16 protein-coding genes and 1 pseudogene are annotated in these 17,625 nt (G+C 57.2%); 8 read left to right on the top strand and 9 right to left on the bottom strand.

Going from position 1 to position 17,625, the window contains the following annotated elements; translation table 11 throughout:
- The first annotated feature begins 81 nt into the window (after positions 1-81).
- The 5 genes from ACR0LY_RS13610 to ACR0LY_RS13590 all read left to right on the top strand — a co-directional run bounded on the left by ACR0LY_RS13610 (position 82) and on the right by ACR0LY_RS13590 (position 5,754).
- Positions 82-1,611 (top strand): ABC transporter ATP-binding protein, encoded by a 1,530-nt coding sequence (locus ACR0LY_RS13610; RefSeq protein WP_170350592.1) that lies wholly within the window; start codon positions 82-84, stop codon positions 1,609-1,611.
- A 3-nt stretch (positions 1,612-1,614) separates the two neighbouring features.
- Positions 1,615-2,709 (top strand): ABC transporter permease, encoded by a 1,095-nt coding sequence (locus ACR0LY_RS13605; protein ID WP_170350593.1) that lies wholly within the window; start codon positions 1,615-1,617, stop codon positions 2,707-2,709.
- Complete coding sequence (locus ACR0LY_RS13600) at positions 2,709-3,719, top strand: ABC transporter permease (RefSeq protein ID WP_170350594.1); 1,011 nt, start codon at positions 2,709-2,711, stop codon at positions 3,717-3,719. Before ACR0LY_RS13605 ends, ACR0LY_RS13600 begins: the two co-directional genes overlap by 1 nt.
- A gap of 344 nt (positions 3,720-4,063) precedes the next feature.
- Positions 4,064-4,984 (top strand): sulfite exporter TauE/SafE family protein, encoded by a 921-nt coding sequence (locus ACR0LY_RS13595; RefSeq protein WP_170350595.1) that lies wholly within the window; start codon positions 4,064-4,066, stop codon positions 4,982-4,984.
- A gap of 2 nt (positions 4,985-4,986) precedes the next feature.
- Positions 4,987-5,754 (top strand): TIGR02186 family protein, encoded by a 768-nt coding sequence (locus tag ACR0LY_RS13590; protein WP_170350596.1) that lies wholly within the window; start codon positions 4,987-4,989, stop codon positions 5,752-5,754.
- A gap of 3 nt (positions 5,755-5,757) precedes the next feature.
- Here the strand turns inward: ACR0LY_RS13590 and ACR0LY_RS13585 are convergent, their stop codons facing one another.
- From ACR0LY_RS13585 to ACR0LY_RS13555, 7 genes are all read right to left on the bottom strand, one after another.
- On the bottom strand, positions 5,758-6,486 hold the full coding sequence (locus ACR0LY_RS13585; protein ID WP_170350597.1) for an SDR family oxidoreductase: 729 nt from the start codon (positions 6,484-6,486) through the stop codon (positions 5,758-5,760).
- Positions 6,483-8,015: an ATP-dependent DNA helicase gene (locus ACR0LY_RS13580; protein ID WP_170350598.1), complete on the bottom strand. Its 1,533-nt coding sequence runs from the start codon at positions 8,013-8,015 to the stop codon at positions 6,483-6,485. Before ACR0LY_RS13580 ends, ACR0LY_RS13585 begins: the two co-directional genes overlap by 4 nt.
- A 60-nt stretch (positions 8,016-8,075) precedes the next feature.
- The gene (locus ACR0LY_RS13575) at positions 8,076-8,714 is read right to left on the bottom strand and encodes an acyl-homoserine-lactone synthase (RefSeq protein WP_170350599.1); all 639 of its coding nucleotides are present in this window, start codon (positions 8,712-8,714) and stop codon (positions 8,076-8,078) included.
- An 84-nt stretch (positions 8,715-8,798) separates the two neighbouring features.
- Complete coding sequence (locus ACR0LY_RS13570) at positions 8,799-9,518, bottom strand: helix-turn-helix transcriptional regulator (RefSeq protein ID WP_170350600.1); 720 nt, start codon at positions 9,516-9,518, stop codon at positions 8,799-8,801.
- Positions 9,457-9,675: a hypothetical protein gene (locus tag ACR0LY_RS13565; RefSeq protein WP_170350439.1), complete on the bottom strand. Its 219-nt coding sequence runs from the start codon at positions 9,673-9,675 to the stop codon at positions 9,457-9,459. The genes ACR0LY_RS13570 and ACR0LY_RS13565 overlap by 62 nt, the downstream gene beginning before the upstream one ends.
- A gap of 206 nt (positions 9,676-9,881) precedes the next feature.
- Positions 9,882-11,168 carry a crotonyl-CoA carboxylase/reductase gene (gene ccrA, locus ACR0LY_RS13560; protein WP_170350601.1) on the bottom strand — a complete coding sequence of 429 codons (1,287 nt, stop codon included), beginning with the start codon at positions 11,166-11,168 and terminating at the stop codon, positions 9,882-9,884.
- Between the two features lie 110 nt (positions 11,169-11,278).
- Positions 11,279-12,667 (bottom strand): 1-acyl-sn-glycerol-3-phosphate acyltransferase, encoded by a 1,389-nt coding sequence (locus ACR0LY_RS13555; RefSeq protein ID WP_170350602.1) that lies wholly within the window; start codon positions 12,665-12,667, stop codon positions 11,279-11,281.
- A 135-nt stretch (positions 12,668-12,802) separates the two neighbouring features.
- Here ACR0LY_RS13555 and ACR0LY_RS13550 point away from each other — a divergent pair.
- From ACR0LY_RS13550 to deoD, 3 genes and pseudogenes are all read left to right on the top strand, one after another.
- Positions 12,803-14,779, top strand: a pseudogene (locus ACR0LY_RS13550) (methylmalonyl-CoA mutase family protein); the annotation flags it as partial.
- A 123-nt stretch (positions 14,780-14,902) separates the two neighbouring features.
- Complete coding sequence (locus ACR0LY_RS13545; RefSeq protein WP_170350763.1) at positions 14,903-15,220, top strand: H-NS histone family protein; 318 nt, start codon at positions 14,903-14,905, stop codon at positions 15,218-15,220.
- 17 nt (positions 15,221-15,237) lie between these two features.
- Entirely contained in the window at positions 15,238-15,951 is a 714-nt protein-coding gene (gene deoD / locus ACR0LY_RS13540) for a purine-nucleoside phosphorylase (RefSeq protein WP_170350604.1), read from the top strand.
- Positions 15,952-16,209: 258 nt separating this feature from the next.
- Here the strand turns inward: deoD and ACR0LY_RS13535 are convergent, their stop codons facing one another.
- Positions 16,210-16,350 carry a hypothetical protein gene (locus ACR0LY_RS13535; protein WP_170350605.1) on the bottom strand — a complete coding sequence of 47 codons (141 nt, stop codon included), beginning with the start codon at positions 16,348-16,350 and terminating at the stop codon, positions 16,210-16,212.
- Positions 16,351-16,842: 492 nt separating this feature from the next.
- Entirely contained in the window at positions 16,843-17,622 is a 780-nt protein-coding gene (locus ACR0LY_RS13530) for a succinate dehydrogenase iron-sulfur subunit (protein ID WP_170350606.1), read from the bottom strand.
- Positions 17,623-17,625: the final 3 nt, after the last annotated feature.

Raw genomic sequence — 17,625 nt, 5'->3', positions numbered from 1 at the left:
GCGTGGGGCGGGGGTTGATCCTCCGCCTCATTCCCACTTGGCCGCAGCGTTCGCGGCCTTTTCGGCAATTGAGGACACGACATGACAGTCCCCGCCATTGAGCTCAAAGGGATTTCCAAAGCCTTTGGGCCGGTTCAGGCCAACAAAGACATTTCCATCAGCGTCGTCCCCGGCACGATCCACGGGATCATCGGTGAAAACGGTGCGGGCAAATCCACGCTGATGAGTATTCTCTACGGTTTCTACAAAGCCGACAAAGGTGAGATTTGGATCAACGGGACCAAGACCGACATCCCCGACAGTCAGGCGGCGATTGCGGCGGGCATCGGGATGGTGTTCCAGCATTTCAAGCTGGTTGAGAATTTCACGGTTCTGGAAAACATCGTTCTGGGCGCCGAAGATGGCGGGCTGCTGGCTCCGTCTTTGTCCAAGGCTCGCAAGGAACTGAAAGAACTGGAAGAAGAATACGAGCTGTTCGTTGACCCAGACAAGCGCATTGACGAAATCGGCGTGGGGATGCAGCAACGGGTCGAAATCCTCAAAGCCTTGTATCGCAAGGCCGAGATTTTGATTTTGGACGAACCGACAGGCGTTCTGACCCCGGCCGAGGCCGACCAGCTGTTCCGCATTCTCGACCGTCTGCGGGCCGAAGGGAAGACGATCATCGTGATCACCCACAAGCTGCGCGAGATCATGGAAAACACCGATACAGTCTCGGTGATGCGGCGCGGGCAGATGACGGCGACAGTAAAAACCGCCGAGACCAGTCCTGAAGAACTGGCCGAGCTGATGGTGGGCCGCAAGGTTCTGCTGCAGGTCGACAAAGTACCTGCAAAACCCGGCAAACCCATTCTTGAGGTCGAAAACCTGCGCGTCTTCGATTCAGCGGGCGTTGAGCGGGTCAAGGGTATCGACTTGACGGTCCGCGCGGGTGAGATCGTCGGAATCGCCGGTGTTGCGGGTAATGGCCAGTCGGAACTGCTTGAGGTTTTGGGCGGGATGCGGCCTGGAAAAGGGTCGATCAAGCTGAATGGTGAACCGCTGGCGCTTAGTGGGCATGGGTCTGACGGTCAGGCGCGGCGTGCGCAGCACATCGCTCACGTCCCCGAGGATCGTCAGCGCGAGGGCCTGATCATGGATTTCCACGCGTGGGAAAACGTGGCGTTCGGCTATCACCGCGACCCTGCCTATAAACGCGGTCTGTTCATGGACAATGCCGCCCTGCGCGCGGATACCGAGCGCAAAATTGAAAAGTTCGATGTGCGCCCGCCCAATGGCTGGCTGACCGCCAAAAGCTTTTCAGGCGGCAACCAGCAGAAAATCGTCGTCGCGCGCGAGATCGAGCGGAACCCCGACCTGTTGCTGGTCGGCCAGCCGACACGCGGTGTGGATATCGGCGCGATCGAATTCATTCACAAACAAATCGTCGCCCTGCGCGATCAGGGGAAGGCAATCCTGCTGGTCTCGGTCGAGCTGGAGGAGATCTTCTCGCTGTCCGATCGGATAGCGGTGATGTTCGACGGACATATTATGGGCGAACGCCTGCCCCATGAGACAGATGAAAAAGAACTGGGCCTGCTGATGGCCGGTGTTGCGGAAGAGGCCGCGTGAAGCATGGATAAAATGCCCAAATGGGCCGATGTCGTTCTGATCCCACTGATCAGTCTGATATTGGCCGCGATCCTTTCGGCGCTGGTTATTCTGGCCATTGGTGAAAACCCGGTTGAAGCGGTGAATCTGATGGTTACCGGCGCGCTGGGGTCGACTTATGGCTGGGGCTATACGCTCTATTACGCGACCAATTTCATGTTCACCGGGCTGGCGGTAGCTGTGGCGTTCCACGCGCGGCTGTTCAACATCGGCGGCGAAGGCCAAGCCATGCTGGGCGGGCTTGGCGTTGCCATAGTGTGTCTGTACATCGACTGGCCGCATTGGAGCATTGCCCTGCTGGCCGCCTGTGCGGCGTCGATGCTGTTTGGGGCGGCATGGGCCGCGATACCGGCCTATCTGCAAGCCAAGCGCGGCAGTCATATCGTCATCACCACGATCATGTTCAACTTTATCGCGGCGGCCTTCCTGAACTATATGCTGGTCAATGTGATGCGCCCGCAGGGCTCGCAAGATCCTGCAACTGCACGCTTCCCCGAGGCCGTGCATCTGCCGACCTTCCAGTCGATGTTCTCGACCGCTGAAAACGCGGTGTTCAAAGGTGCGCCGGCCAATATCTCGTTCTTTGTCGCGATCCTGGCCTGTTTCGTGGTCTGGGCGCTGATCTGGCGGACGCGGCTGGGGTATGAGATTCGCGCCTATGGTCATTCCGAAACCGGCGCTGTTTATGCCGGTATCTCGCCCGTACGCATCACTATCGTCGCCATGCTTATCTCGGGTGCGTTGGCCGGGTTGATGGCGACCAACAACGTGATGGGAGAGGCTGAACGGCTGGTACTCAACTCGACCGAAGGTGCGGGTTTCATCGGGATTGCCGTGGCGCTGATGGGCCGATCGCACCCGTTCGGCGTGTTTGTGGCGGCCCTTTTATTCGGGTTCCTGTACCAGGGCGGTGCCGAATTGGCGCTGTGGACCTCGATCCCGCGTGAGCTGATCGTGGTTATTCAAGCGCTGGTGATCCTGTTTACCGGGGCACTGGACAACATGGTGCGCATGCCGCTTGAGAAACTGTTCCTCGGTCTGCGGAAGGGGGCCGAGTGATGGAGATTTTCGTAACACTCATTCAGGTTTTTGATTCAACGATCCGCCTGGCAACACCGCTTTTACTGGCGTGTCTGGCCGGGTTGTATTCGGAACGCGCGGGTATTTTCGACATCGGGCTGGAAGGCAAGATGTTGATGGCGGCGTTTTTCTCGGCGGCGATTGCGGCAGTGACCGGGTCTGTCTGGTTGGGCCTGCTGGCGGGAATCGGATCCTCGCTGATTTTGTCCGGCTTGCACGGGCTCGCTTCGATAACCTTCAGGGGCAATCAGCTGATCTCGGGCGTTGCCATCAACTTTCTGGCCTCGGGCCTGACCGTTCTGATTGCGCAGAGCTGGTTCAAACAGGGCGGGCGCACGCCTTCTCTCTTTGGCGGTGGACGGTTCGAATCTGCAGAGTTTCCTTATGCAATCGGCCCCGAAGATGCTGAACTGTCGGGGAAACCGGTTTCTGAACTGATGTCTGACACCAATTCGTTTCACATGGTGTATTCCGAACTACTCTCGGGTCATTCGATATTGGTCTATGTGGCGTTTCTGATGGTGCCATTGACATGGTGGATTCTGTATCGCACCCGGTTCGGCTTGCGCCTGCGCGCGGTGGGTGAAAATCCGGCTGCGGTGGATACCGCCGGTGTCTCGGTTGTCGGCCTGAGATTTGCGGCCGTTGCCATCTGCGGCGTGCTGTGTGGGATCGCCGGGGCCTATCTGGCCACTGCCCTGCAGGCCGGGTTCGTCAAAGAAATGACCGCCGGTCGCGGGTTCATCGCTTTGGCCGCGCTGATCTTTGCGAAATGGCGGCCTTGGCATGCGATGTGGGCTTGCCTGCTGTTCGGTCTGTTACAGGCGATTGCGCTGCGTTTCCAGAACATCGACCTGGGCGGCGTGGTTATCCCGGTCCAGGCCATGGACGCCCTGCCATATATCCTGACGGTGGTTATTCTGGCCGGGTTCGTAGGCAAAGCCGTCCCGCCACGCGCCGGTGGCGAACCCTATGTGAAAGAGCGCTGATAAGTCCAGTTTAAGACTCATTTCAGTCCTGTTCGCTGCAGAGCGGCATGCAGAGTTGATTTTGCATGCCGCAACCGCTCTAAGGGGGTATGTGTTTGTTTCCTGTGATAGCCAAGATCGGATTCGTTCCTGTCACGGTGGCAAACGCTCAAAAACGTCTCGGTTCCGGGGTCCGTTTTTCAATTCAGCCAGATCGGCTTGTCGGTCACGCAGCCCGCGCGATCGGCAGGTTGGTATTCGCCATACGGCCGCATTGCGCGCGCAGTATTAAAGCCTCATCCCTGTGGTATGAGACGGGCCGGATCACTTTGTGTGACGCGTCTGACCTCATCCGGTAAATACACATGCAGATCTACCTTCCAATCGCCGAAGTCTCCGTCAACGCCTTTTTGCTGCTGGGGCTGGGTGGGATGGTTGGCATCCTGTCGGGCATGTTCGGTGTAGGCGGCGGGTTTTTGATGACGCCGCTGCTGTTCTTCATCGGCATCCCCCCCGCTGTCGCCGTCGCAACCGAAGCCAATCAGATCGTCGCCTCGTCCTTTTCCGGTGTATTAGCGCATTTTCGACGAAAGACCGTAGATCTGAAAATGGGCACGGTCTTATTGATCGGGGGCTTAATGGGTGCGGCCCTTGGGGTGGTGGTGTTCAACTATCTCAAAAGCCTGGGCCAGGTCGATCTGCTTGTCACGCTATGCTACGTCGTCTTCCTTGGCGTCGTTGGTGGCCTGATGTTCATTGAAAGCTTGCGGGCACTGCGCAAGGCCAAAAAGGGCGGCGGCGCACCAGCAAAACGGCGCCAGCGTGGCTGGGTTCATGCGATGCCGTTCAAAATGCGCTTTCGCACTTCGGGCCTGTATATCTCGGTCATTCCCCCAATTCTGGTCGGGCTTTGCGTCGGTGTACTGGCGGCCATCATGGGCGTCGGCGGCGGCTTTATTATGGTGCCTGCAATGATCTATCTACTGGGCATGCCCACCAAGGTGGTGGTTGGAACATCCTTGTTTCAGATCATCTTCGTGACCGGCTTTACCACCATGTTGCACGCAACCACGAACTATACGGTTGATGTTGTTCTGGCCGTTCTGCTGCTGGTCGGCGGTGTCGTGGGCGCGCAGATTGGCACGGTGATTGGCGCGAAGATGCCCGCCGAGCAGTTGCGCGTTTTGCTGGCAGCCCTGGTTCTGGTGGTCTGCGGCAAGCTGGCACTGGACTTATTGATCGAACCATCCGAGCTGTATTCCATTGGCAGCGAAGGAGGGCACTGATCATGCTGAAACGCTTGATTGCCCTGCTGGTTTTCTGCTGCTCGCCAGCTCTTGCGCAAGAAGAGCAGGTGGTGCTGGGTCTCAGCCAGGACCGGGTCGCCATTACCGCGACATTCGATGGTTCTGAAATCCTGATCTTCGGTGCCGTCAAACGAGAAGCACCGATCCCCGCCGGCCCACCGCTTGAGGTGATCGTGACTGTGGCCGGGCCGTCCAGCCCAGTGACAGTCCGGCGCAAGGAACGCAAACTGGGCATCTGGGTCAACACTGACAGCGTTCTGGTCGACCTTGCGCCAAGTTTCTACGCCGTCGCCACAAGCGGGCCGCTGGATAATATCCTTTTGGACACCGAGGACCTGAGATACCGGATTTCAATCGAACGCGCCATCCGATCGGTCGGGGCGGCCATGCATATCCGAGGCGCGCAGGATTTTGCAGATGCCGTGGTGCGCATTCGCGAGGATGAGGGGCTGTATTCCATTCGCGAAAACACAGTGGCCGTGGATGAGCAAACCCTGTTCCGCACCTCAATTGCAATGCCTGCCGACCTGACCGAAGGCGACTATGCTGCGCGCATCTTCCTGACCCGCGGCAAAGAGGTGATCTCGGAATTTGAGACAACCATCGACGTGCGCAAAGTGGGGCTGGAGCGGTTTTTGTACAACATGTCCCGACAGCAACCTGTGTGGTACGGGCTGATGTCACTGGTCATTGCGATTGCAGCGGGCTGGGGGGCGTCGACTGCGTTCCGATTGCTGCGTGAAAACTAACCTCTAACCGCGCCCGATATAGGGCATCGTTGTTGCCATCACGGTCATGAACTGCACATTCGCCTCGGGCGGCAGGGTCGCCATATGCAGCACCGAGCGTGCTGCATCTTCAACCGCCATGGTCGGGTCGGGCGTCTGACCGGCCTCAACCGCGGCATCCACCAGTCCCTGTACCATCTGCGTGCGCGCGTTGCCGATGTCGATCTGACCGCAAGCAATTCCGAGGTCCCGCCCGTCCAGCGACAGACTGCGGGTCAGACCGGTGATGGCATGTTTCGTGGTCGTGTAATGCACCGAGTTCGGGCGCGGCACATATGCGGCAATCGAGCCGTTGTTGATGATGCGCCCGCCCTGCGGCGACTGGTGGCGCATGATCCGAAAAGCCTCGCGCGCGCATAGGAACATGCCGTTCAGATTGACGTTGACGGTTTGATACCAATCCTCCAGCGCGATCTCGTCGATGGTTCCGCCGGGCGCAAAGATGCCCGCATTGTTGAACAACGCGTCCAACCGGCCAGCCTTTTCCTGAAACGCGCCAAAGGCCGCATGGACCGCATCCGCGTCCGTTACATCCGCAACCAATGGGATCGCGTTTGTGCGATCCTTGGCCATTTCGTGCAACGTATCGGCACTGCGCGCCAACAGGCCCACTGTCCAGCCTTCGTTCAAGAACAAGTCCGCCGTGGCCCGCCCAATGCCCGAGCTTGCGCCGGTTACTATGATGGATGTCATGTATCTTCAGCCTCCAATGTCAAGGACGCCGCCGGAACCGCGCGCAGATCATCCACACGCAGCGGATGGGTGGGCTTGGCCAGACGGTTGCGCACAACCCAGATCAACCGCTCTTGCGCGCGGGTGATGGCGACATAGGCCAGCCGCTTCCAAAGCGGCTGCCCGGCCTCGGTCCTGCCCATGCGGGCGGCGGCGTAAATGTCCGGCGCAAAGACCTGTACCGTGTCCCATTGCGAGCCCTGCGCCTTGTGAATGGTTACCGCCGCGCCATGCAGAAAGGTGGCACCCATGCGGGCGGCGAAGGGGATAAAGGGTTCTTCTTCATCCGGTTTTTCGATCTTGACGATCGAGGCCGCACTGACCTGTGGGTCCTCGGCGCCCATCACGTGCAGGCGTGAAAAGCCCGGCTTGCGCCCCGGTCCCAAATAGATGACTTGCGCGCCTTTGATCAACCCGCGCGCCTCAAGGTCCAAACGTTTCTTGCGGTGTTTCAACGGCAGTTCGATGCCATCACAGATCATTGGTTCACCTTCCAGCAGCTCGGTCTCCGGCGCGCCGTGAACTTGCCGAAACGCCTGAATCAACCGAATACGTGTGGCGTTGCGCCAGACCAGAACCGGGCTGCGGGCCATCAGATCAACCTCGACCCGCTGACCCCAGACCACGCGGTCATCCTGACGGGCGGTTTGTTCTATAAGACGTTCGAAATCCTCGAACCCCATCTTAGGGTCCGCCAGCGCGTGGGCCAGGTCTAGGATAGGATTGTCCGCCTCTTGCCGGTGGACCCGGTGCAGGATCTGTTTGCGCGGCTCGGGCAAAGCGTCAAACACCATGCTGCCCGATTGATTGACGGGGGCCAGCTGCGCAGGGTCACCAAATAACAACAAGGTCGGAAAAATCTCTTGCAGGTCCTCGAATTGCCGGTCGTCCAGCATCGAGGCCTCATCGACGAACCCAATATCCAAAGGCTCGTCCCGACGTTTCCAGCCGGTGATGAAATCGGACCCGCGCAGTCCGGCGGCGGCCAAGGCACCAGGGATCGATTTATTATTCGCATAAAACGCCGCTGCACGGTCCAACGCCTCGTCCGTCAGACCTTGGACCTCGGGGCGTTCGTCATTGCCCGCCAGCCATTCGGCGATGCGTTCATATTCCGGGTCATAAACCGGGGTATAGAGAATGCGGTGAATGGTCGTTGCAGGGACCCCGCGCAGACGCAACACGCTGGCAGCCTTGTTGGTGGGGGCCAGGATCGCAAGGCTGCGCTTTTCCTTCGCTTTGCGGCTTTCGAAATCACCCGACACAATCTGAACACCGGTTTCGGCCAAGGCCTTGTACAGCTCGGCCAGCAACAGGGTCTTGCCCGAGCCGGCTTTGCCGATCACCGCCATCACACCGGATTTGCCGTTGCCTGGCAATTTCAGCAGGGCATCATCATCCAGATCTACACCGGCTGATCGCAGCATTTCAGAGATGCTGTCATAGGCGGCGGCCTGGTCGTCAGAGAAGGTCACGGGGGGCAAAGACATGGCGCGACCCTACAGGGCCGCGCCAGCTATCACCAGAGAGGGATTGGGCTTTTCGCCTGATCAGGCCGACAGAGAAAAGCGATGCTGCCGTCCGATCCCGAATGCCGTCTTAAACCACAGCCGCGACAGCTCTCGCGGGATCCCCGCGCGTTCGGCCACGCGGTTGCAATCATCGGCAGAATAGGGCCACAGCCCGACCGAAATCTGATCACGCCCATGCCCTTCGGTCCCCAGAACCACCGGGGACGATCCGATCAGGCGGTAAATCCGAATCATGCGTGCATCAAAGACCCCGGCGATATGGGTCAGGCCGAACCCTTCCATCATCTCACCGCCGCTTAGCATGATGGCGCCTGCGGTGTGCGGGCTGGCCGTGCGCGACAGGCAGAACCTTGTGACCTCCCAAATCAGCGGGCTGCAGACTGGTTTGCCACCGGTCAGATGGCCGAACACCTCGTTCACCATGACCGGGCCGGTGGTCGGCAACACGCGCATTGAGCCTCCATGACTGCCGTCTTCTTCTTCCCAGATGACATAAAGCGGGTTCAGATCGTCATACCGATCCCGCTCTTCCCCTTTTTCGTTAACGTGTACGTCCCAACCCAACCGGGTTTTGAACTGATCCGCGCGATCCCGGAACATCCCTTCGGCCAGATCCGGAAACTTGTGCAGCTCATCCGCATACAAATAGCGCAACATGACTTTTTTCCCCTTGTCGTCCTGTGCAGGAACGAAGGGGGTACAAAGTCATAGTTAATTTCCCGTTCTGAGGGCGCGCGCCTCTTAAACCACTATTAATCCTCGGCTGAGCGCTGTGGCGATGGCGTGAGTGGTGTTCTGCGCCCCAAGCTTCGCCCGGGCGCCTTCGATATAGACCCGTAGTGTATGTTCAGAGATAGACAGCGAATGGGCCACCTGGGCCCGGCTGTACCCCAGCGCCAGCAAGGTCATCGCGTCGACTTCGCGTGGCGACAGACTGCGGGCAGAGTCGGGCTGTCGGTCAACTTCGAATTCCAGCGCTTTGCGGTTGAAATAATGCGCGATCAGGATCAGCTCACGACCATGACGCTCGATGAAACGCTGCCAGGTTTCATCATCACAGGTATGGTTGACCGTAAACAAGGCGAATTGCCCGTTCGGCCCCCGGATCGGGATGGAATAGCCTTGATTGCCGACACCGTGGCTTTGTGCGTCTTGCAGAAATGCCTTGGCCACTTTGCTGGACCAATCCAGCGTTTTCCAATCGACCGGGTGGAACCGCTGAAAGCACCCCAGGATGACCGGATCAATGCGGTGATAACTCTTTTCCAGATATCGCTCTGCCCAAGCATCGGGATAGGTCGTATAGCCGTACTGATCCCCGGCACCATCGACCCAGTGGTATATTAGGTGCTCGACTTTCAGCCGGTCACGCAATCGGATTGCGACGCCACTTAATTCATCAAGCGTGCTGGTGCTTTCCAAGTCCTCCAGGACTTGGCTCATATCGAGTATTTTTCCCATCCGCCGGCGTCCGTACCTCAGCCTTCATGGACGCGATCTCGGCTGCGGCGATCAGCTTGGTGTCGTCCAGCTGTTCGGCCAGCGCGATCATACCATTCTCAACAGCGAAGGCGTTGAGGTCCGACAACACGTCCAGTATCCACTCATTCTGCGCCATCAGGGTCTCTCCGAAACGGTTAACGAAGGGTTAACACAACCATAACATGTGCAGTATTTTTTTGCCTATTCGCTGCTTTCTACTCCCCCAAAACAGTGGGGTTAATATCTATAACCCCTTAAAATGAATAGACTTACCCTTGAAAAAGTGACTCCCGCGAACCATTAACACGATTCGCGGGCACCATTACCTGATTTTGGTGCGGCTCAACCGCGGGCGTCCAAAACCTCTTCCAGAGTCCGCATTCCGGTCTGCGGAGCTTGAACCAAGACCGACATGTTGCCCGGCTTATGCTCGTTGCGCATCATCTTCATGTGCGCATCGGGTAGTTCATTCCACGAGAACACCTCGGACATGCATGGGTCCAGGCGACGCTCGACCATCAGCTGGTTCGCAGCAGCCGCTTGTTTCAGATGCGCAAAGTGCGAACCCTGCAGACGCTTCTGGTGCATCCACATATAGCGCACGTCGAAGGTCAGGTTATAGCCGGTGGTGCCGGCGCAGATCACAACCATACCGCCCTTTTTCACCACGAAGGTCGACACCGGGAAGGTGCTTTCGCCGGGGTGTTCAAACACCATGTCGACATTGTTGCCCTTGCCGGTAATGTCCCAGATGGCCTTTCCGAACTTGCGTGCTTCTTTGAACCAATCGGCATATTCCGGTGTGTTTACTGTGGGCAATTGGCCCCAGCAGTTAAAGTCTTTGCGGTTCAGAACACCCTTAGCACCCAGACCCATTACAAAGTCACGTTTGCTTTCGTCCGAGATCACGCCGATTGCGTTTGCACCCGCAGTGTTGATCAACTGGATTGCATATGAGCCCAGACCACCCGACGCACCCCAAACCAGAACGTTCTGGCCCGGCTTCAGATCGTGTGGTTCGTGACCGAACAGCATCCGGTATGCGGTGGCCAGCGTTAGCGTGTAGCAGGCGCTTTCTTCCCAGGTCAGGTGCTTGGGGCGCGGCATCAGCTGCTGTGCCTGAACATTAGTGAACTGAGCGAACGACCCGTCCGGCGTCTCATAACCCCAAATCCGCTGGCTGTCCGAAAACATCGGATCGCCGCCGTTACAGGCTTCGTCGTCACCGTCATCCTGGTTGCAGTGGATTACGACTTCATCGCCCACTTTCCAGCGCTTGACCTTGTCGCCTACGGCCCAAACGATGCCCGACGCATCCGATCCAGCAATGTGGAACGGCTGTCCGTGACCATCAAACGGGCTGATCGGTTTACCCAACGACGCCCAGACGCCGTTGTAGTTGACGCCAGCGGCCATCACCAGAACCAGCACCTCGTGGCTGTCCAGCTTGGGGACATCGACCACTTCCAGCTGCATGGCCGTGTCCGGCTCACCATGGCGTTCCTTGCGGATCGCCCATGCATACATTTGTTTCGGGACAAACCCCATCGGAGGGATTTCACCCATCTCATAGAGGTCTTTTTCCGGTGCCTCGTACGACGCGATGCCGCTATCGGTGTCCAGAGCCATGTTGGCCTCCTTTTCTAAAATCCTTGCCGCAACGCAGAATCGGCGGCTTTACCCGATGAGTATTTTCCATCGAGCAATATTGCAACCCATTTTGAGTTCATTTTGTAATTTTATGACCCAGCGGGTGCAGAAATTTCTTTTGCAGTCGCAGAAATCACTTGCCCTGCATCCAGTGGCGCCGAGGCTGCATAATAGTTCAACAGGTCAACTCTTTGACCTGACGACGATAATTTCCCGCCCTCGCGTTTCAGAATGCGGCGATCCACCAATTGCTGAATACTAGCCTCGATTGCACTATGCTCCAATGGTGCAGAACTTCCGTTGCGTCGCAGCAGTTGGTCTATCAGCGCCACCGCGTCTGTTTCGGCAATTTCGCCCTTTTCACGCACCAACCAACACGTAGCAGGCCCCGGAACCAGCGGAATCGCTTTACCAATGCCCACCATCAAGTCCCGCGCCAGATCGGTCATCAGGTTGGTATTGTGGTCCGCCCGGAACGCCCGCAGCGAAACAGGCTGGCCGTACCGCACCGAAGCCACGCCGAATCGCTGATAACGACCTACCAACCGTCGGCCGACCTGTTTGATAATCCACCAGGCGATGACCCCGATCCTGGCCCGAAACCTGCGTTCATTTCCCAGCGCCGCTTTGGTCAGGATTGTATCCTCTAGCACGCGGTCATAATTCAGCGCGACGGGTACAAAAACAACGTCCCTACCGTCGGGGGTGGTGGCATCAATGATGTATTTGAGCAGCCCCAGCTTTGGCCGACCCAGTGCGCCGGTCAAGCTAAGACCGCCCTCGGGGAACATAGCTTGTGTCACGCCCGCTTCGGTCGCGTGCCGCACATAGCAAGCCAGCACCTGCCGATAAAGCTCACTGCCCGATTTGCGGCGGATAAAGTAGGCACCCATTGCCCGGATCAAACGGCTAAGCGGCCAGACGCGCGCCCATTCCCCAACCGCATAAGACAGCGCAGATTGTTGCGCCGCCAGATAGGTCACCAACACATAGTCCATATTGCTGCGATGGTTCATGACGAAAACAACCGTCGCCTCTGGGTCAATGTTGCGCAGGGCTTTTTCGTCCATATAGCTAAGACGCACGTTATAAAACGCGTTGCTCAGCATACGAGTCAGGCGGATGGCGATGCTGAAATAGGCTACCGCTGAAAAGGACGGAACGATTTCGCGCGCATAACGACGGGCCGTTTCAAAGGCCACGGCCTCGGGAACACGTTCCTCGCGTGCAAAGTTCTGAACCGCCTGCCCGACCTGCGGGTCATAAATCAGCCGCTGAATCATGTCATGTCGATGCGCCAGCTTGAACGGTTGGATGGGTCGCTGCAGGCGTTTGTTCAGGCGTTTGACTGCCCGCTCAAGCCGGCGGCGAAAAAACCAGCGCACCGAAGGAAACAGAAAATGCGAGGCCAGAGTGACCGCGGCAAACACCACGATCAGCAAAAACAGCCAAAGCGGAAGTTCCACGGTCTGAGTCATGCACGCACCCTGCCACCAAACCGGGCCACCTACAATCTGAAGAACCTGAAATGCCGCGACGCAGCGAATTGACATATCCCGAAAATTGCGCTTTAGAGGCCAGTGACGTAATTTTCTTGCCCACCCGCAACACGAGGCCCAGCTATGACGCAGACGCAGAAAGATCGCCCTTGGCTCATCCGAACCTATGCCGGTCATTCCACCGCCAAGGCCTCAAACGCGCTGTATCGCGGGAATTTGGCGAAGGGACAGACCGGTCTTTCCGTGGCTTTCGACCTGCCGACGCAGACCGGTTACGACAGCGATCACACATTGGCGCGCGGCGAGGTCGGCAAGGTTGGCGTTCCGATCAGCCATCTGGGCGACATGCGGGTATTGTTCGATCAGATTCCGTTGGAACAGATGAACACCTCGATGACGATCAACGCCACCGCCCCTTGGTTGCTGGCGCTTTATATCGCTGTGGCCGAGGAACAGGGCGCGGACGTGTCCAAGCTGCAAGGCACCGTGCAGAACGACCTAATCAAGGAATACCTGAGCCGCGGCACCTATGTTTGCCCGCCAAAACCGTCGCTGAAGATGATCGCGGACGTGGCCGAGTATTGCTATACCAACGTGCCGAAATGGAACCCGATGAATGTGTGTTCCTATCACTTGCAAGAAGCCGGCGCGACACCCGAACAAGAGCTGGCCTATGCACTGGCCACGGCCATCGCCGTATTGGATGAGCTGCGCCCCCGCGTCCCAGCCGAGGATTTCCCGGCGCTTTGCGGTCGCATTTCGTTCTTTGTGAACGCGGGCATCCGCTTTGTCACCGAAATGTGCAAGATGCGGGCTTTCGTGGATCTTTGGGACGAAATTCTGCAACAACGCTATGGCGTCGAGGATTCAAAATACCGTCGGTTCCGCTATGGTGTTCAGGTCAACTCGCTGGGCCTGACCGAGCAGCAGCCCGAAAACAACGTCTATCGCATCCTGATCGAAATGCTTGCCGTGACCTTGTCGAAAAAGGCCCGCGCCCGTGCTGTGCAATTGCCCGCATGGAATGAAGCGTTGGGTTTGCCACGTCCGTGGGATCAGCAATGGTCGATGCGGATGCAGCAAATCCTGGCCTATGAAACCGACTTGCTGGAATATGGTGACCTGTTTGACGGCAACCCCGTCGTGGACGCTAAGGTTGAAGTGCTGAAAGCAGGCGCGCGGGCTGAATTGGGCAACCTCGAATCGATGGGCGGCGCGGTGGCGTCGATCGAATACATGAAATCCCGTCTGGTCGATTCCAACGCCGAACGCCTGAACCGGATCGAACGCAACGAAACCGTCGTGGTCGGGGTGAACAAATGGACACAGGGCGAACCCTCACCACTGGAGACCGAAGATGGCGGTATCATGGTTGTCGACCCTGCCGTTGAGCAAGAGCAGATCAACCGCCTGAATGAATGGCGCGCAGATCGTGACGACGCAGCCGTCAAGGCGGCTTTGGCCGCACTACGTGAGGCGGCGCGATCCGGCACCAACGTGATGGAACCGTCAATCGCCGCCGCCAAGGCAGGTGTCACCACCGGCGAGTGGGCTGAAGAAATGCGCAAGGTCTACGGTACCTACCGCGGCCCAACCGGCGTCTCAGGTTCGGTATCGAACAAGACCGAAGGGCTGGAGGATCTGCGCGCTGCTGTTGATGCGGTCAGTGACAAACTGGGGCGCCGCCTGAAATTCCTGGTGGGTAAGCCGGGATTGGACGGCCATTCAAACGGAGCCGAGCAAATCGCCTTCCGCGCCCGCGATTGCGGCATCGACATCAGCTATGAAGGCATTCGCCTGACACCCGAGGAAATCGTCACGGCTGCCATTGAAGACAAGGCCCATGTCATCGGTCTGTCGATTCTGTCCGGCAGCCACATCCCATTGGTGCAAGACGTCATGACCCGCCTGCGCGAAGCCGGGCTGAACGATGTCCCTGTCGTGGTTGGAGGGATCATTCCCGATGATGATGCAGCGAAACTAAAGGCAATGGGCGTTGCCAAAATCTATACGCCCAAGAACTTTGAGTTGAATGTAATCATGGGCGATATCGTAACTCTGGTCGATCCGCAAAATATCGCAGCTGAATAATTCAACCCTTTTTGGGAAATCTCTGTTTCTATTCCCCTTCACGAGGGGATAGATAAATTTCGGATTTGGAATTACGGTGGGCTATTGCGTCCACGTATGACGAAGTGCGGAACGGAGAAAAAAATGGCGATCAGCCTAGATAAAATGTCTCGAAAAGAACTGCTTGAATTGCGCGACAAGGTGGAAATCGCGCTTAAAAATGCGGAAAAGCGTGATCGCAAAGAGGCTTTGAAAGCGGCCGAAAAGGCCGCCGCTGAGTTCGGATTTTCACTTTCAGACCTGTCTGGCAATGGCTCAAAGCTACCTAAAAGCCCGAAAGCCAACGCAAAATACAAGAATCCGTCCAATCCTGAACAAACCTGGTCGGGCCGAGGCCGCAAACCGCAATGGGTTCATGACGCGTTAAAAGCCGGGGCAGATATTTCGGATTTGGAAATCTGACAGGAATTGAGTGAAAAATGACAATTCATATTGGCGCAGAAAAAGGTGAAATTGCTGAAACCGTTTTAATGCCCGGTGATCCCTATCGGGCGAAATGGGCGGCAGAGTCCTTTTTGCAGAATGCCAGGCTGGTCAATAATGTGCGGGGCATGCTGGGTTTCACCGGAACCTGGAAAGGACACCCGGTTTCAATTCAGGGCAGCGGCATGGGGATGCCGTCCTTGTCGATTTACGCCAATGAACTGATCCGCAATTTTGGTGCCAAAACCCTGATCCGCATCGGATCGTGCGGCGGGATGCAGGACAGCGTCAATATCCGCGATGTGATATTGGCGATGACCTCGACCACGCTCAGCACGCCATCACGCGGCATTCTGAAAGAACTTAACTTTGCCCCCTGCGCCGACTGGGGTTTGCTACAGGCGGCGGCTCAGGCGGCGGCTGCGAAAGGGACACCCACGCATATCGGCGGGATTTATTCGTCGGACGTGTTTTATGACGAACGACCTGATTTGAACGAACAGATGGTGCGACACGGCATTCTGGGGGTCGAGATGGAGGCCGCCGAATTGTATATCCTCGCCGCGCGTCACAATTGCCGCGCGCTGGCGGTTCTGACCGTGTCCGATCACCTGCTGACGGGTGAGGCACTGCCGTCGTCCGAACGCGAAAGCAGCTTTGGGGATATGGTGGAAATCGCGCTGCAAGCAGCATTTCCCGACGCGGCATAGCCACAGACAGGGCGAAAGATCGCCCTGCTGTCCTATTTCCCTTTCAGGCAACTGGTCGGTGTATCCGCGCCTTCGTGCTGTGCCCCGCAATAGGCACAAACCCAAACGCCTTCCTTGCGGTGTTGCCGCCATCGGCAATCACGCGTCAACGACGACGTACGTGATCGCCAGATAAAATAGGCGAACACTCCGGCCGCCAGTACTAACAACAGAATGGGCATGCTTATGCATTGCCCAATCCAAGGATAAATTCAAGCGTTAGGCGGCGTTTGCGTATTCGAACAATTCAGGCTCGTGAACCTCAGCCACCGGCGCAGGTTCCGGCGTGTAATAAGCCCAAGCTTGTTCCAACAGTTCCAGAGCTTCAGCAGCGTTCGTTTTTGAGTTTTGGTCGTGCATCGGAGCGATCCCGTTTCGGTTCCATCACTCCTCCCCTGTTGAAAGGTTAAGCAGTCCAACAACTGACTTCATCACATCTTTTTGCAATCTCGGCATGACAAAACTGCATAAAAGGCTGGCACTTGCATCTGCCAGCCTTTCTCGTCTTTCGCCAATTACGCGATCATACAAGCATTCGCTTTAGCGGCTTGTTCTTCGCTGACGCCGTTGCCGGAAACGAACACCTCAGTCTGCTTACCATCCTGAAGGGTGTATTGAGTGGTAAATGCCCCCCCAATTCCGGCCTGTTTTGCACAGTCTACCTGTTTGAATGCTAAGTCCGCCCGGTCGCTGCCCGATCCACCACACGCTTAAAGAATGGTGATGGCAGAAATTGACAAGGCTTTTAGTAGTCTATGGGTCATTGATGTACTCCGACATTGCAATGCCCGCATAACACGAAATAACCCGAAGTGTTGCCACCCCGGATTTTGTCTTCTTTTGTGGCTGTGATCAAACGGACCGATCGACCATCATCTTCTTGATCTCGGCAATTGCCTTGGCCGGGTTCAGCCCCTTGGGACAGGTCTTGGCACAGTTCATGATCGTATGGCAGCGATACAGCTTGAAGGGATCTTCCAGCTCGTCCAGACGCTCACCCGTGGCTTCATCGCGGCTGTCGATGATCCAACGATAGGCATGCAGCAACGCGGCGGGCCCAAGGTAGCGATCGCCGTTCCACCAGTAACTCGGGCACGAGGTCGAGCAGCTGGCGCACATCACACATTCATACAAACCATCCAGCTTTTTGCGGTCTTCGATCGACTGCTTCCACTCTTTTGCGGGGCGGTTGGTCTTGGTTTCCAACCACGGCATGATCGAAGCGTGCTGGGCATAGAAATGTGTCAGATCGGGGATCAGGTCTTTGACTACCGGCATATGCGGTAGCGGATAGATTTTCACGTCACCCTTGATCTCATCCATGCCGTAGATACAGGCCAGCGTGTTGATCCCGTCGATATTCATTGCGCAGGAACCGCAGATGCCTTCGCGGCACGAGCGGCGGAAGGTCAGGGTCGGATCGATCTCGTTCTTGATCTTGATCAGCGCATCCAGAATCATCGGCCCACAGCTGTCCATATCAACGAAATAGGTGTCGAGCTGGGGGTTTTTTCCATCATCCGGGTTCCAGCGATAGATCTGGAACTTACGCACATTGGTCGCGCCTTCCGGCTTCGGCCAGGTTTTGCCCGTCGTGATGCGCGAATTCTTGGGGAGGGTTAGTTGTACCATAAA

The organism is Ruegeria sp. BC5, assembly GCF_056539205.1.
This window is presented reverse-complemented; position numbering and strand designations above follow the sequence as displayed.